12 protein-coding genes are annotated in these 15,639 nt (G+C 45.0%); 6 read left to right on the top strand and 6 right to left on the bottom strand.

Features of this window, described 5'->3' with window-relative positions:
- Nucleotides 1-31 precede the first annotated feature (31 nt).
- Nucleotides 32-1,372 (bottom strand): adenylosuccinate lyase, encoded by a 1,341-nt coding sequence (gene purB / locus QVC79_RS03425; RefSeq protein ID WP_270593768.1) that lies wholly within the window; start codon nucleotides 1,370-1,372, stop codon nucleotides 32-34.
- Nucleotides 1,373-1,551: 179 nt separating this feature from the next.
- Here purB and QVC79_RS03420 point away from each other — a divergent pair, with 179 nt between their 5' ends.
- The 3 genes from QVC79_RS03420 to QVC79_RS03410 are packed head-to-tail and all read left to right on the top strand — an operon-like array spanning nucleotide 1,552 to nucleotide 5,666.
- Nucleotides 1,552-2,355 (top strand): EI24 domain-containing protein, encoded by an 804-nt coding sequence (locus QVC79_RS03420; RefSeq protein ID WP_270593770.1) that lies wholly within the window; start codon nucleotides 1,552-1,554, stop codon nucleotides 2,353-2,355.
- A complete protein-coding gene (locus QVC79_RS03415) occupies nucleotides 2,355-3,755 on the top strand; it encodes an NfeD family protein (RefSeq protein WP_270594162.1) in 1,401 nt (466 codons plus the stop codon). The genes QVC79_RS03420 and QVC79_RS03415 overlap by 1 nt, the downstream gene beginning before the upstream one ends.
- 36 nt (nucleotides 3,756-3,791) lie before the next feature.
- Nucleotides 3,792-5,666, top strand: a complete 1,875-nt coding sequence (locus tag QVC79_RS03410) for an SEL1-like repeat protein (RefSeq protein WP_270593771.1) — start codon at nucleotides 3,792-3,794, stop codon at nucleotides 5,664-5,666.
- A 4-nt stretch (nucleotides 5,667-5,670) separates the two neighbouring features.
- Here the strand turns inward: QVC79_RS03410 and QVC79_RS03405 are convergent, their stop codons facing one another.
- From QVC79_RS03405 to nadB, 5 genes are all read right to left on the bottom strand, one after another.
- Nucleotides 5,671-6,222, bottom strand: coding sequence for an NUDIX hydrolase (locus QVC79_RS03405; protein WP_270594163.1), 552 nt, complete (start codon nucleotides 6,220-6,222; stop codon nucleotides 5,671-5,673).
- Between the two features lie 579 nt (nucleotides 6,223-6,801).
- Complete coding sequence (pheT, locus tag QVC79_RS03400) at nucleotides 6,802-9,252, bottom strand: phenylalanine--tRNA ligase subunit beta (protein ID WP_270593773.1); 2,451 nt, start codon at nucleotides 9,250-9,252, stop codon at nucleotides 6,802-6,804.
- A gap of 129 nt (nucleotides 9,253-9,381) precedes the next feature.
- The gene (nadA, locus tag QVC79_RS03395) at nucleotides 9,382-10,308 is read right to left on the bottom strand and encodes a quinolinate synthase NadA (RefSeq protein ID WP_270593774.1); all 927 of its coding nucleotides are present in this window, start codon (nucleotides 10,306-10,308) and stop codon (nucleotides 9,382-9,384) included.
- 115 nt (nucleotides 10,309-10,423) lie between these two features.
- Nucleotides 10,424-11,260, bottom strand: a complete 837-nt coding sequence (gene nadC, locus QVC79_RS03390; protein WP_270593776.1) for a carboxylating nicotinate-nucleotide diphosphorylase — start codon at nucleotides 11,258-11,260, stop codon at nucleotides 10,424-10,426.
- A 211-nt stretch (nucleotides 11,261-11,471) separates the two neighbouring features.
- Complete coding sequence (gene nadB, locus QVC79_RS03385) at nucleotides 11,472-13,040, bottom strand: L-aspartate oxidase (protein ID WP_270593777.1); 1,569 nt, start codon at nucleotides 13,038-13,040, stop codon at nucleotides 11,472-11,474.
- 142 nt (nucleotides 13,041-13,182) lie between these two features.
- On the opposite strand from nadB, the gene QVC79_RS03380 reads away from it, so the two are divergent.
- From QVC79_RS03380 to QVC79_RS03370, 3 genes are all read left to right on the top strand, one after another.
- Nucleotides 13,183-13,959 (top strand): DUF1573 domain-containing protein, encoded by a 777-nt coding sequence (locus tag QVC79_RS03380; RefSeq protein WP_270593779.1) that lies wholly within the window; start codon nucleotides 13,183-13,185, stop codon nucleotides 13,957-13,959.
- Nucleotides 13,960-14,451: 492 nt separating this feature from the next.
- Nucleotides 14,452-15,234 carry a HipA family kinase gene (locus QVC79_RS03375; protein WP_270593780.1) on the top strand — a complete coding sequence of 261 codons (783 nt, stop codon included), beginning with the start codon at nucleotides 14,452-14,454 and terminating at the stop codon, nucleotides 15,232-15,234.
- The gene (locus QVC79_RS03370; RefSeq protein WP_270593781.1) at nucleotides 15,212-15,595 is read left to right on the top strand and encodes a DUF3037 domain-containing protein; all 384 of its coding nucleotides are present in this window, start codon (nucleotides 15,212-15,214) and stop codon (nucleotides 15,593-15,595) included. Before QVC79_RS03375 ends, QVC79_RS03370 begins: the two co-directional genes overlap by 23 nt.
- The last annotated feature ends 44 nt before the right edge of the window (nucleotides 15,596-15,639 follow it).

Raw genomic sequence — 15,639 nt, 5'->3', positions numbered from 1 at the left:
TTCAATTCTCCATTTTCAATTTTCAATTGTTTTATAGTTTTCCCGTGTAGTTTGACGGGCTGATTTGTTTGAGTTGTTCTTTCAGCTCGGCAGATACGTCAAGGGTGTCGATGAACTCGGCGATGGAGGCTTGGGTTACCTTGCTGTTGGTACGGGTAAGGGCTTTTAACGCCTCGTACGGGTTGGGGTAAGCTTCGCGGCGAAGTATGGTCTGGATCGCCTCGGCTACCACGGCCCAGTTATCCTCTAGGTCTGCCTCGATGGCCGGTTTGTTGATGATCAGTTTATTTAATCCTTTCAGCGTGGATTTGAAGGCGATGATCGTGTGGGCCAAGGGTACCCCGATGTTACGTAAGACGGTGGAATCCGTGAGGTCACGTTGCAGACGGGAGATTGGCAATTTATTGCTGAGGTGGTCAAGCACGGCATTGGCAATCCCTAGGTTACCTTCCGAGTTTTCGAAGTCGATCGGGTTTACCTTGTGGGGCATGGCTGACGAGCCAACTTCTCCGGCCTTGATTTTCTGTTTGAAGTAGGCCATGGAGATATACGTCCAGAAGTCACGATCCAAGTCTACCACGATGTTGTTGATGCGGCGCAAGTTGTCGAACACGGCGGCAAAATTGTCGTAGTTGGATATTTGGGTGGTGTATTGTTCCCGTTCTATTTTCAGTTTTTCGGTAAGGAACTTGTTGGCAAATGCCGTCCAGTCAATCTCCGGGTAAGCCACGTTATGGGCGTTGAAGTTCCCGGTGGCACCTCCGAATTTACCGGAACAAGCTACTTTTTTCAGTAGTTCCAGTTGTTTGGTCAGACGATAGACGAATACACGGATCTCTTTACCCAATCGGGTCGGGGATGCCGGTTGCCCGTGGGTTTTTGCCAGCATGGGTACGTCTTTCCACTCTTCGGCCAGCTCTTCGAGTTTGGCGATTAGTTCGTCAATCACGGGGTAGTAAACGTCGTGAATGGCATCACGGAAAGAACAGGGTACTGCCGTGTTGTTGATGTCTTGTGAAGTCAACCCGAAGTGTATGAATTCTTTGTACTCGTGGAGATTCAGTGCGTCGAACCGTTCCTTGATGAAGTATTCCACGGCTTTCACGTCGTGGTTGGTTACTTTCTCGATGTCTTTGATCTTTTGGGCATCCTCGACGGTAAAGTCTAGGTATATTTCTTTCAAGTTGTCAAACAGCGCATGGTCGAATCCCCGTAATTGCGGTAACGGTAACTCGCAGAGAGCGATGAAGTATTCAACCTCTACCATTACCCTGTAACGAATCAGGGCACTCTCGGAAAAGTAGTTTGCCAGACTATCTACTTTATCCCTGTATCTGCCGTCAATCGGCGAAATTGCTGTTAATGCTTGCATATGTTATTTGTTTTTCACGTTATTGTTAAATCAAGGAATTTACTTTCTCACGCGAAAGTACAAAATAGTTCGTAAAGTTCATAAGGTCTGTAAAGTTTATAAAGAATTCTAAGGCAACGTCGTTACCTTGATGTTTGCGAAAAAATGTTTAAATTTACAGGAAATTTAATGCACTGTTTATGGGTTTTGCACGAGATTTTTCGAGAGGAATACGAGCATACGGGAAGGCGATAAGTTTGTTGTTTTCTAGTAAGTTGTGGTATTTTATGCTTTTCCCGGTGGTAATTGTCATCGTGTTGTTCGTGGCCGGTAATTATGCCGTGGGGTATTTGGGGGACGGACTTTCCGGTGTGATCGAGGCGAAAATGACGGAGTGGATCGAGGGTATATCGTGGTTGGAATGGGTGTCGGGAGTGGCCGGATTCTTGGTAAAGTTGTTAACCCGTTTCCTGTATTATATACTATTTATTTCGTTCGGGGGGTACGTGGTAATGGTGGTGATGTCGCCCGTTTACTCGTGGCTTTCGGAACGGACAGAGGCAATTGTATCGGGACGGGGGTACCCGTTTAACCTGAAGCAATTGGTTTGGGAAATCGGACGAGGTATTGCAATTTCGTTACGTTGTATGATCCTGCAATTACTCGTGATGATTGTGTTGTTTTTCGGTTCTTTTATTCCTTTGGCTGGATTGGTTATGCCTGTACTGACCTTTGGAGTGGGGGCTTATTTCTACGGGTTCGCTTTTATGGATTATGCCGTGGAGAGAAAGCGTTTCCGGGTAAAGGAGAGTGTTCGTTATATGCGACATAATGCGGGAAGCGTGACGGCTATCGGGACTGTGTTTGCCTTGTCGTTGATGATCCCGTGGGGGAGTATAGTGGTTTGCAGTTTCGTGTCGTTACTTTCAGTAGTGGCGGGAACGGTGGTGGTAGAGGAACAGTTGGGGGAGGAAAATATTCAAAAATTGAAAGATATAGCATGATGAGAAAGTGGTTGATTGTTTTGGTTTTGTTGATGGGAAGCCTGCAGATGTTTGCCGGGGAGGAAAAAAATGATTCGGGGGAGAATCGGGAACTGGTTTACAAGGTGGATATTAAGGACGAGATTGGTCCTAGTATATGGCGGCTGGTGAAAAGGTCTTTTGACCGGGCCACGGACGAAAATGCAGATGTTATTTTGGTGCATATGAACACGTACGGGGGAATGGTGGTGTATGCCGATTCTCTACGTAGCTTGATATTGAATTACCCGAAACCGGTGTGGGTGTTTATTGATAATAATGCAGCCTCTGCGGGGGCGTTGATTTCTATTGCCTGTGACCGTATTTATATGCGGGAGGGGGCGAATATAGGTGCGGCAACAGTCGTGAACCAAACGGGGGATGCCATGCCCGATAAGTACCAGTCATATATGCGATCGATGATTCGGGCCACGGCTCAGGCACACGGGAAGGATACTGTGATGGAGAACGGGCAAAGGGTGATTCGTTGGAAACGGGATCCGAGGATTGCCGAAGCTATGGTGGACGAGAGGGTTGTAGTTGAGGGGGTAACGGATAGCGGGAAAGTGGTAACGTTTACTCCGCATGAGGCGATACAATACGGGTTCTGTGACGGAATTGCGGAGAGCGTGGTGGAAGTGTTACAGAAAGAGGGAATTACGAATTACGAGTTGCATGAGTATAAACCGACGACGATGGATCGGTTTATAGGGTTTCTGATCAGCCCGATCGTACAAGGGATTTTGATCATGATTATTATCGGAGGAATTTATTTCGAGTTGCAGACTCCGGGAGTTGGTTTCCCCTTGGTAGCAGCGATAACAGCGTGTTTGTTGTATTTTGCCCCGTTGTATTTGGAAGGGATGGCAAATTACGTGGAGATGATCCTGTTTGTGGTGGGGATTATCCTGTTGCTGCTGGAGATATTCGTGATACCGGGTTTCGGTGTCACCGGGGTACTGGGAATTGTTTGCGTGGTGGCGTCGCTGGTATTGGCGGGGATTGACGATTTCACGTTTGATTTCTTGCCGGATTTTACAAGTGCCATTATTCGCTCGTTGTTTTTCGTGGTGAGTTGTTCGTTACTTTCACTATTCGGGAGTATTTGGTTGAGCCGAAAATTGTTTGGTTCCCGACGATTGAATTTTGCTCTTCACGCAGAACAGAAAGTGGAGGATGGTTTCGTGGGTGTGGATATGGCGGTAAAGGAGGAGATCGGTAAGGTGGGGATTACATTCACAGATTTACGTCCGGCGGGGAAGGTAATGATCGGAAATGAGGTGTATGATGCCGTGTCAGACACGGGTGCTTTTATCGAGAGAGGAAAAGTGGTACGGGTGGTTAAATACCAGGCCGGGCAGGTTTACGTGGTTATAAATTAAGAGAAAATATAAAAAGAGGTGTAAAATTGGAACGATATGGGAAATCGAACAATAGGTATGATAGGTGTGTTGTCGTGCTTACTGGGAGTGAACACGGTTTCATATGCCGGAGAGGCAGGAAATGATGTAGGTAAAAATCATGCAAGATGGGTGGTCATACAGGATGATGAGCGAGTACAAAACTGGATGAAACAAGCGGGGAAGCATTACGACGAGGAGAATTACGGGGAGGCGATGAAATACTATCGCTTGGCAGCAGATGCTGGGAATACGGAAGCTCAGAATATGGTTGGATTGCTATATGATTTAGGATTAGGTGTGCCGGAGAATAACGCGGAAGCGGTGAAATGGTATCGGAAGGCTGCTTTGAACGGTGATTTTTATGCGCAGAATAATTTGGGGTTAATGTACAAGGATGGTGAGGGGATTACTCAAAATTATGCGGAGGCTGCAAAGTGGTTTCGTAAGGCGGCGGACCAGAATCATGATGAAGCATATTGTAACCTAGGTCTTCTTTATGAAGAGGGGAAAGGGGTTGTCAAGGATGTGATTGAGGCTGTGAGATGTTATCGGAAATCGGCAGAGTTAGGAAGTGCAAGGGGACAATGTAGTTTAGGGTATATGTATCAGTGTGGATTGGGTGTTGAAGAGAATGTAGTTGAGGCCGTGAAGTGGTACCGTAAAGCGGTTGATCAGGAGTATGGCAGAGCTTTGTTTAATCTTGGTGTTATGTATGAAACTGGGGTTGGAGTTGGTAAGGATATGGCCAAGGTGTTATACGAGAAGGCTGTAGAGCAAGGATTCGAACAGGCCACTAAAAGGTTAGAGCTGTTGTCGGGAGACAATACTACTTATTTGGAGTTTGAGGAGTTGGCGGATGATTATTATGAAAAGAAGAATTACACGGAGGCTTTGAAATACTATAAAATGGCTGCATCTGGGAATAAAGGGGGAGTGTTGAATCGAATCGGGTATATGTATTCGGAAGGGCTTGGTGTTGCTGAGAACGGGACAGAGGCTGTGAAGTGGTTTCGTAAGGCTGCCGAACAAGGTTATTCGATTGCCTATTATAATATGGGATTAATGTATGAACTCGGAAAGGGAGTGACGAAAGATATGGGTGAGGCTGTCCGGTGGTATCGGAAAGCGGCGGATGAAGGGTATGAATCGGCAAAAGAGAAATTGAAGCTGAAAACTCTTGGAACAGTTGTAGAAACGGCTCTTTCAGAATCTGAACTTAAAGAATACTCTAGTCGGGCGGCCAAATATTATAACGAGCAAAATTACACGGAGGCTCTAAAAAATTATCTGGTAGTGGCTGACTATGATGATGCCTATGCCCAACACATGGTCGGATGGTTGTATAATAATGGTAAGGGGACAACACGGAATTACAGAGAGGCGTTTAAATGGCTTTCAAAGGCTGCTAATCAAGGGAATGTTTCCGCTATGAATGAGTTAGCTATCTTGTACGAGAATGGGAACGGGGTAGGCCAGAATTTTACAGAGGCAGTGAGGTGGTATCGGAATGCCGCAAATAAGGGAAACAAGTATGCTCAATATAATTTGGGACGGATGTATCAGTATGCGAAGGGTGTTTCGAAAGACCTGTCTATGGCCAAAGTATGGTACGAAAGATCGGCTAACCAAGGATTTGATTCTGCCCAGAATAGTCTTGGAAACCTGTATTATAGTGGGGAGGTGATTCCACAAGATTATGGTAAGGCAATGGAGTGGTATCGTAAGGCTGCCGCACAAGGTAATATGTATGGGGAGTTTAACGTGGGATTACTGTATGAATATGGTTACGGCGTGACAAAGAATATCAAGGAGGCTGTGAAATGGTATCGCAAGGCGGCTGATCAAGGTATGGATCGGGCGAAGACCAAATTACAGGAATTAGGACGCTGATCGGCTATTTGATTTTTTTCAACAGACGATTGTATTCGTGTAAAAAGTTTGGGGTGAAGATGTTGGCATCTGCATTTTGTTCGATCTCTTTACGAGACCAGAAGCGTCCCTCGTCTACTTCGTCGTTATTGATGTGAATGGCGTCATGAGAGGTACAAAGAAAAGGGAATACGAGTTCTCGTTCGCGGGAACTCTCCCACACGTAGGAACCGAGGAAACGGGCCTTGAATTTCGTGATACCCAGTTCTTCGAAAGTTTCCCGTTTTAAGGCATCTTCTATTTTCTCTCCCAGTGCGACGTGACCACCCACGGCAGTATCCCACATTCCGGGAAGAAAGTTCTTTTTCATGCTGCGTTTTTGCAGGTAAATGTCCCCTTGTTCGTTGATAAGGTGGAGATGCACGACGGGATGCAGGAGCATGGAGCCGGAATGACAACTTCTACGGGTAGCTTTACCGACGACTTCGCCTTTCTCGTTCACGATAGGTAACCATTCGTCCTGACTGGCTGCTTTGGCAAGTAGTCTGTTCTTAACAAATAATGTGAGAAAAAACAGGACAATCAGAATATACAATAGAGGTCCTTCTATAAATTGATGTATTTCTTCGTCAAAGATAAAGGCAGAAGTGAAAGCTAGGACTGTATGTAATACGAGCAGGTAAAATAGCAGGCGTAGCATCCGGTGCATGGCTTGTTGCTGTTCCGGGGTGACCTGTAATGTCTTGCGGTATGATTCGGGCAATGTCTGAGTCATGTCCACTTTCGAGAATGCGAAGATCCCGATTAGTACACACATGGCTGCCTCTACAATGGTTTGTTGTATCCTTTCAAAAGAAGTTCCTTCGAGCAACACGCTGATTGCCGCAAGGGCAATGAAGAACAGGGTGTTGAAGAGTGTCATCTTGTTGATACGTTTCTCCCTGATCCATGAATAGAAAAACTCTCCGGCTCCTAATACGATCACGGCTATCAAACCGATTTTCGGACCAAAAAATTCTTCGGCAATGAAGTATAGAAGAATAAGGATAAAGGAGGGGAGAAGGGACTTCATACAATTGAAAATTGAGAATTGAAAATGGAAAATTGAAAGGCAGGCTACAAGTGGAATGATAACTTGTAGCCTGTAAACTTGTAACTATCTGATTTCAGCGTTGAACAGGTGTTTGTAGGTACCCATTAACTTGTTCATGATTTTGTCGATCTGTTTGTCCGTGAGGGTCTTCTCTTCGTCGAGAAGGGTGAAACTGACGGCGTAGGACTTCTTGTCTGCACCGAGTTTTTCTCCCTCGTACACGTCGAATAACGTGACGGATTTCAGTAATGATTTTTCTGTACGGAACGCCGTTTCTTTGATTTCCTTGAAAGTGACTTTCTTATCAAGCAACAAGGCTAAATCCCGTTTTACAGAAGGAAATTTCGGTAGCGGGGTGTAGGTTACCTTGAGGTTTTTGATGGCTTTCAGAATGTTTTCCCACGAGAATTCAGCGTAGTAGACTTCTTGATTAACATCTGCTTTTTTCAGAGGGGCTTTACTCAAGATACCCATGGATACGATATGTTTATCCCCGGCTTTGTACGTCAGCCCTTCCCGGAAGATGTCCTTGTCAGTGGCATCAATTTTCAAGTTATCGGGGTGAAGTCCTAGACGGGTTAATATCATTTCGCAATACGCTTTCAAATAGAAGAAGTCAGTTTTCGTTTCTTTGACATTCCAGGTGGTCATGTTCTTATTCCCCGTGATGAAGAGAGAAAGCAAGTTGTCTTCTTTGTATTGTTTTTGCGGGTTGTCAATACCTTCTTTTTTGTTGAAGGTATAGCCTTTACCGAACTCGAATAATTTCAAGTTGTTGTTTTTCCGGTTGATGTTGTAAGCAATGTTTTCCAGTCCGCCGAAGAGCAAGGATTGACGCATAGCTCCCAAGTCTGCACTAAGCGGGTTGAATAACATTACCGTCTGCGTGGGATCGAAACACTTGAAGTCTTCGTAATAGCTGGCTTTCGTCAATGAATTGTTCATTACTTCACAGAATCCGTTTGCTGCTAATAGGTCTGAGATGATGTTTTTCAACTGGAAGTCATCCGGCTTTTCGGAATAGCTTAGCGTGGATCTTACGCTGGCAGGTACTTCCACGTTGTTGAAACCGTAGATGCGAAGAATATCCTCGATCACGTCAGCTTCTCTTTGCACGTCAACACGGTAGGGGGGGACATTCAATAAAAGCCCCTCTTCGCACTCTTCCACAATTTTCATTTCAAGAGAACGGAGGATGTTTTTGATTACCTCATGGTCAATTTTTTTACCGATCAATCGATCCACGTGAGCATATTTTATGGACACTTCGAAATCCTTCACGGGTTCCGGGTAGATGTCGATAGGAGCGCAAGTAATCTTACCTCCGGCAACTTCTTTAATCATCATGGCGGCTAATTTCAGCGCGTAGATCACGATATTCGGGTCTGTTCCCCGTTCATAACGGAAAGAGGCATCCGTGTTCAAACCATGACGGCGAGCTGTTTTACGAACGAATACCGGGTCAAAGCAAGCACTTTCTAAGAACACGTTTGTTGTCGTGTCCGAAATACCGCTTTCCTGTCCACCGAATACTCCGGCAATACACATGGGGGACTCGGTATTACAGATCATCAAGTCGTCCTCATGCAATTCTCTTTCCACGCCGTCTAAAGTTGTGAATTTAGTTCCTTTGGCAACACTTTTCACGATGACTTCGTTTCCTTTTACTTTGTCTTTATCGAAAGAGTGTAAAGGTTGTCCCAGACCGAAAAGAATGTAGTTGGTCACGTCCACGATGTTGTTGATCGGGTGTAATCCGATAGCTTTCATCCGGTTTTGTAACCATTCAGGAGACGGTTTAACGGTTACTCCTTCGATACATATTCCGGCGTACCGACGGCAGGCCTCGGGACGTTCTACTCGTACGGTGATTTTAGCATCCGTACTGTCCGGTTGGAAAGTTTCCACGGAGGGAAGAGTATAGTGAATATCTTGTGTCTGTTGTAAATAAGCGGCCAGATCACGAGCTACACCGAGATGTGAGGCACCGTCAATCCGGTTCGGGGTAATATCGACTTCGATAACCGTGTCCCGATAAACATTGAAATAGTCTGCGGCCGGTATTCCAACCGGGGTATTTTCGGGTAATACCATGATTCCGGCATGATCGGTTCCAACTCCGATTTCGTCTTCGGCGCAGATCATTCCATTAGAAGCTACACCCCGTATTTTTGATTTCTTGATCACGAACTCTTCATCACCTTTGTAAAGGGTTGTTCCTACAGTGGCAACGACTACTTTCTGGCCGGCAGCCACGTTAGGAGCCCCGCAGACGATTTGTTCCGGTTCACCCGTTCCCAAATCAACTGTTGTCACGTGTAAATGGTCCGAATCGGGATGTGCCTCGCAAGTCAACACATGACCGATGACCAATCCTTTTAATCCCCCTTTTATTGCCTCAAATTCTTCGTACCCGCCAACTTCCAGTCCGATACTTGTCAGAATTTTGCAAATCTCTTCAGTGCTTTGGTCGATCTTTAGATAGTCTTTCAACCAGTTCAGTGATACGTTCATATTTTGATTTTAAATTTTAGATTTTAAATTTTAGATTCTATTTATTGAGTGATTTATTGATCCCTGATTCTGTGATTTTTCCCTATAAGTTCATCACCTAATCTTTAAATCGTCAATCACTGAATCCTTTTAACTAAGGTCTAACATACGTTGAATGGGTAACCAAGCCTTTTCTCTCAAGTCTTCCGGGAGCCGTACTTCGTATTGTTCTTTTTCAAGGGCTTCGAGTACTTTTTCCAAAGTAACCTTCTTCATCTGTCCGCATACCGTTTTCGGGTGAATCGGGATGAATTCTTTGGTCGGGTTGTCTGCTTGGAGTTTATGGATGGTTTCCAATTCCGTGGCAATGATAAATCGTTGTTTCGGGGATTCCTTGGCATGTTTGATGATTCCTGCCGTGGAATACATGAAGGCACGGGGATGATTTAATATCCGGTCGTCGTGCGAACAACTGGATTCGGGATGAATCAGCACGTCAGCATCGGGATATTCTTCCAATTTATCCAGTACCATCTGGGTGTCAATTTTGTCATGTACGCAACAGTCTCCACTCCAAATTTCCATTTCCCTTCCGGTGACTTTTTGTATATAAGCACCCAAATTCTTGTCGGGAACGAAAAGTATCTTTTGGTCTTTCGGCAGGCTTTGCACTATTTTCAAGGCATTGGAAGACGTGCAGCAATAGTCCGTGTAAGCCTTTACTTCAGCCGTGGTGTTCACGTAGCTGACAATGAGACCATCCGGGTTTGCTTTTTTCCATTCTCTCAAGTCATACCCGGTTACTCCCTCGGCTAAAGAGCAACCGGCTCCTTCCGCGGGGATCAGCACTTTCTTATTGGGGGAGATGATGGATGCTGTTTCTGCCATGAAATGCACACCGCAAAAGACGATAATATTGGCTTCTGTGGTTCCGGCCATCTGAGAAAGTCCTAGGGAGTCACCCAAATAGTCTGCAATGTCTTGTACTTCAGGACGAGTATAGTAGTGCGCCAAAATGATGGCGTTTTTCTCTTTCTTAAGTTGTTTTATCCTGTCGATAATCTCTGTCTGCGTCATAACCTTGTTTTTTGAGACTTCAAAGATATAATAATTTTAGATTTAATGATTTTAGATTGAAACTTACGAAAGTAAGTTTTATAATCCTCAATTTTTATCTTTTAGTTTTAATCTTTTAGTTCATCTTAATGTTCATGCTAATATCCAAAGCTGTAACCGAGTGGGTGAGGGCACCGACACTGATGTAATCAACCCCGGTAGCGGCAACACCTTGGAGACGGGGGATACTTATGTTTCCGGATGCCTCTGTCTTTGCCCTGCCCGCGATAAGTCTCACAGCTTCGGCCATAGTTTCGTTACTCATGTTGTCGAGCATGATAATGTCTGCACCCGCGTCAATGGCTTGTTGTACCTCTTCTAATGTTGTGGTTTCCACTTCCACCTTGATACTTAACGGAAGATTCTGTTTCACGGCTTTCACGGCATTCGGAATACCTCCGGCAATCTTGATATGGTTGTCTTTCAGCATGATCATGTCGTAAAGTCCCATCCGGTGATTGGAACCTCCTCCGTGGTGTACGGCCATTTTGTCCAGTACCCGCAAGCCGGGAGCTGTTTTCCGGGTGTCCAGTAGTTGGGTATGTGTTCCTGCCAGCTCTTTCATGTAGTGAGAAGTAGCTGTTGCAATACCGGACATCCGTTGCAGGATATTCAATGATAGACGCTCCCCACAAAGTAACGTGCGGTAGCTGGCTTCGATGCGCAGGATGATATCCCCTTTCTTTACGGCAGTCCCGTCAGTAACGAGAGGTTCCCATACTATATCTTTTTCAAATCTTTCAAATACTTGTTTTGCGATTTCCAGTCCGGAAATAACACCGTCGGCTTTTGCTTTCATTTCGGCAACCGCTTTAGCGTGTACCGGGATAATGGCGTTGGTCGTAATATCTCCCGTTGCGATGTCTTCTTCAATCGCGAGGTCGATGAGTCTGTCTATGAGCGAATCGTACATATATTAATTTTAGATTTTAAATTCAACTAATTTCTTGATTTATGATTTTAGATTAAACTCCCTCCCGGCTACGCCGTACTCCCTCTATAAACAGAGGGAGAGTTAAAAATACCATCTTGAGATTGAAGAGTAACTAAACTCCTCCTCTGTTTATAGAGGAGGTGCCCGAAGGGCGGAGGAGTTCTCATTTTCAATTCTCCATTTTCCATTTTCAATTGTTCAGGATTACCGGTGTTGTTTTGATCTCTTTGCCCTTCTGTTGAATGATATGGCAAACATAGTCATCATTCGGGGTGGGGTAGTCGGAACGGAAATGACCGCCGCGGCTTTCTTTACGGAAGAGGGCGGAACGGATGATTAATTTGGCAACGGTAAGTAAGTTTTTACTTACCAGCGAATAGTATTCGTTCTCTTCGAATATTTCGGTTTGTTCCAAGCGGAGCAAGGTTTCCAATCCTTCCTGCAATCCGTTTTCCGTGCGAATAATGCCGGCCTCTTGAGTCATGATGTCGGCTACCTTGTTTTTTAAAGACAGGTAGGCATCTAGTTTCTCTCGATCTAGGGAGAATAAAGGCATGGTTTCCGGAATCGGGTCTTCCCGGCGGTTACGCACGGAATCTTCCACGGCACGTTTCCCGAACACCAAACATTCGATCAGTGAGTTAGACGCCAGTCTGTTGGCTCCCATGATACCGGATGAGGCGAGTTCTCCGCACACGTACAAGTGTGGGATATTGGTACGTCCCGTGAGATCCGTTTTCACCCCGCCCACGGTGTAATGTGCTGCAGGAGCAACCGGAATACGGTCTGTCATGTCGATACCTAATTCCGCACATTTCTCGAAGATGTTGGGGAAACGTTTTCTGATCTTTTCCGGATCAAGGTGTTTTAATGACAAGTAAACGTAGTCCTCGTGGTGTTCTTTCATTTGTTGGAATATGGACTGGGCCACGATGTCCCGCGGGGCAAGTTCAGCCAGTTCATGTTTTCCCACCATAAAGCGTTCGCCTTGCTGGTTCAGTAGGTGTGCGCCTTCACCGCGTACGGCTTCGCTCACCAGATATGCCTCCCCGGTAGGCGTGTAGATAGCGGAAGGATGGAATTGAATGAATTCCATGTCCACGATTTCGCATCCGGCATTATAGGTTAAAGCCAAACCATCTCCGATGGTTGTGTGAGGATTGGTGGTTCGTTTATAGATGGCCGAGGTTCCTCCGGAAGTCAAGAACACGTTGTGTCCCGTGAAGATCTCTTCCCGGTTCTCGTTAAAATCCCAGCATCTGACACCGTAACATCCGTGTTCATCCTGTAATAGGGCGATGACGGCATGATTATCGAATATTTCCACGGTAGGACAATGCTCCACTTTATCAATCACGAAATTCGTGATCATTCTTCCGGTGGCATCACCTCCGGCATGAAGAATTCGTTTTTGATGATGGCCTCCTTCCAGCCCTAGGGCTAGCTCCCCGTTTTCCGTGTCGAAGTGCATGCCGTCATTGATTAATTCCTGTATGCGGGCAGGCCCTTCATTTACCAGTACGTTCACCGCGGGATAGTCACATAGACCTCTTCCTGCCGTGATCGTGTCTTGAAAGTGAAATAACGGGGCGTCATCTTCTCCGGTGACTGCTGCAATACCTCCCTGGGCAAAATAAGAATTACTTTCCCTGATGTTTGATTTAGTTAATAGTGCAACTTTCCCATAGGCAGACGCACGATAGGCCGTGTAAAGACCCGCTAAACCACTCCCGACAATGATATAATCGTAATTACGCATTTTTGTGTCATGTAAATTGGCACGAAATTAGGATTTTTTTATCTATATCCCGCCTCTTTCCTTCGTTTTTTCATTTTCTATGGGGCATTTTCCATTTTCCAGTATAAAAGTAGTAATTTTGGGTTTCTAAAGTTGGATAGAGATGAGAGTATTTGGATGGTTCATTATCACTCTTTTACTGGGAGCCTGTTCTTCGGACAAGCCTTCTAAAAAGTGTATTTACCCGGCGGGAGATTTGTTTTTCAGCAAGGAAAAGGCAGGGTGGAGTGAGGTATATATTGGTAAGGAGCGTTCCGACACGGTATTGGTGTACAATCCCACGAAAACGGGGATTCGTTTGGAAGGTTTTAATCATTTTTCGGAAATCACTTGTCGGAAGATCGGACACTCCGAACAGGATTGGAGTTTGGGAGGATATACCGTGGAACCCGGAACTTGTGACACGTTAATCGTGACGTTACGTTTAAAGAATGAGTCCATGTTAGGTAATTATTATAACGTGATGCGTTTCATGATAAACGGGGAGGTGAATTATGATTACGGGTTTATGATTGATGTGCCTGTACGGGAGGATTTTGCACATTGGAGCGAGGAAGAAAAAGCACAAGCCCCTCATTTCATGGTGGACTCGACGGAACGTGATTTTGGAACTCTTCGGGAAGGAGAGGAGGCCAAGATGATTTTTAAAATTCAAAATGTTGGGGAACGTAACTTGATCATCCGTAAAATAGAAACCACTTGTGGTTGTACCGCGGTACTCCCCAGTCAGCGTGTCCTTCTTCCCGGCAAAGAAATGGACTTGAATGTCATCTTCCACTCTGCCGGGCGAAACGGTAAACAGCGTAAAGTTATCACTCTCTTTTGTAATGATCCCCGTCAACCAAGGATCCAGTTGATTGTGAAAGGGGAAGTGAAATGAGGGTTTTATCACCTGATTGACAATTGTGTCTCACTGAATCAACATCGTTTCTTTTTTTCAAGTGAGATCGTGGATGATATTTTTGTCTATGACCTGTAATTCGTGGGTATTCACCGGGTAGATGTAGGGATTTAATACTTGTATGTGTATTATAAATTGATTATATGATATAGTAATGACGTAATATTGATTTTATAATTATTATAAAATTATAATTCATTTCTTATTTTTATAGGAGTTAAATAGGAAATGAATAGGAGTTGAATGGGAGTTGGTATAATATAAGTATGAATAATATTCGTTGAAAATTTAGTATATATCACTTAATGGGGAATAAACAGGGCTTATTAACGGTTGGACGTGTCGCATGAATGGGGACGTAATTCTTCCATTCGTCGAACGAATTGGATTTCCCCGGGTGTATTCCCATGAGATGTAGATAGCGTGTTGTGATTTTATGATTATCTTTGTTCGAGTAAAAAGGAGATAGAAATGGAATTACGAACAGAAAATGTGACGAGATACATCATGCCATTACGAGAGGGCGGTTCATTACCGGCATTGGCGGAGGCGGAGGATGGATTCAAGTACGTGGTGAAATTCCGGGGTGCCAGGCATGGCACGAAGGCTCTGATAGCCGAACTGATCGGAGGGGAGATTGCTCGTGTCTTGGGATTACGAGTACCGGAGTTGGTTTTTCTACAACTGGATGAGGCTTTCGGTCAGGCGGAGGGAGATGAGGAAATACAGGATTTGTTGAAAGCGAGCCGGGGATTAAATCTCGGGTTGCACTTTTTATCCGGGGCTCTTGCATTTGATCCCACGGTAAACGTGATTGATGCGGAACTGGCCTCGAAAATCGTTTGGTTGGATGCTTTACTGACGAATATTGATCGCACGGTTCGTAACACGAACCTGTTGATGTGGCACAAGGAACTATGGTTGATAGATCACGGTTCGTCACTCTATTTTCATTATTCTTGGACGAATTGGCAGAAACACGCTTTGAGTCCTTTTGCAGAAGTAAAGAATCATGTTTTATTACCTCGGGCAAGTCAATTGGCAGAAGTCGATGCCGGATTGAAAACCCGATTGACCCCGGAAAGGATAAGGGAAGTCGTGGCGTTGATACCGGAGGATTGGCTAAATTGGGATGATCTGGGTATTACAAATCAAGAAATACGGGAGACGTATGTTCGTTTTTTAACGGAACGGGTTGCACATTCGGAAATATTTATAAAAGAAGCACAACATGCCAGAGAGATACTTGTATGAATATGCCGTTATCCGGGTTGTCCCGCGGGTGGAACGGGAAGAATTTATTAACGTGGGGATCATTTTGTTCTCCAAGCGGAAAAAATTTCTGCGGGCGAAGTACGTGCTTCACGAGGAAAAATTAAGGATGCTATTTCCGGAAATCGATATAGAGGAGATTCGGGTGAACCTGCAAATTTTCGATCGAATTTGTTCCGGTTCCCGTGATGGCGGACCGATTGCCGAATTGGATGTTCCGGAGCGTTTTCGTTGGCTGACGGCCGTTCGTAGCACGATTATCCAAACCTCTCGTCCGCATCCCGGTTTTCTGACTGATCCGGATGCTACTTTTGATAAGTTATTTGATGAGTTTGTGATGTAGATATATAAAGAGAATAGGTGGAGAATTTCCACCTATTCTTGAAA

It is taken from the genome of Butyricimonas sp. (genome assembly GCF_019423355.1).
Classification (GTDB): domain Bacteria; phylum Bacteroidota; class Bacteroidia; order Bacteroidales; family Marinifilaceae; genus Butyricimonas; species Butyricimonas faecihominis.
The sequence above is the reverse complement of the archived record's forward strand: the minus strand, read 5'-3'. Positions and strand labels throughout refer to the sequence as shown.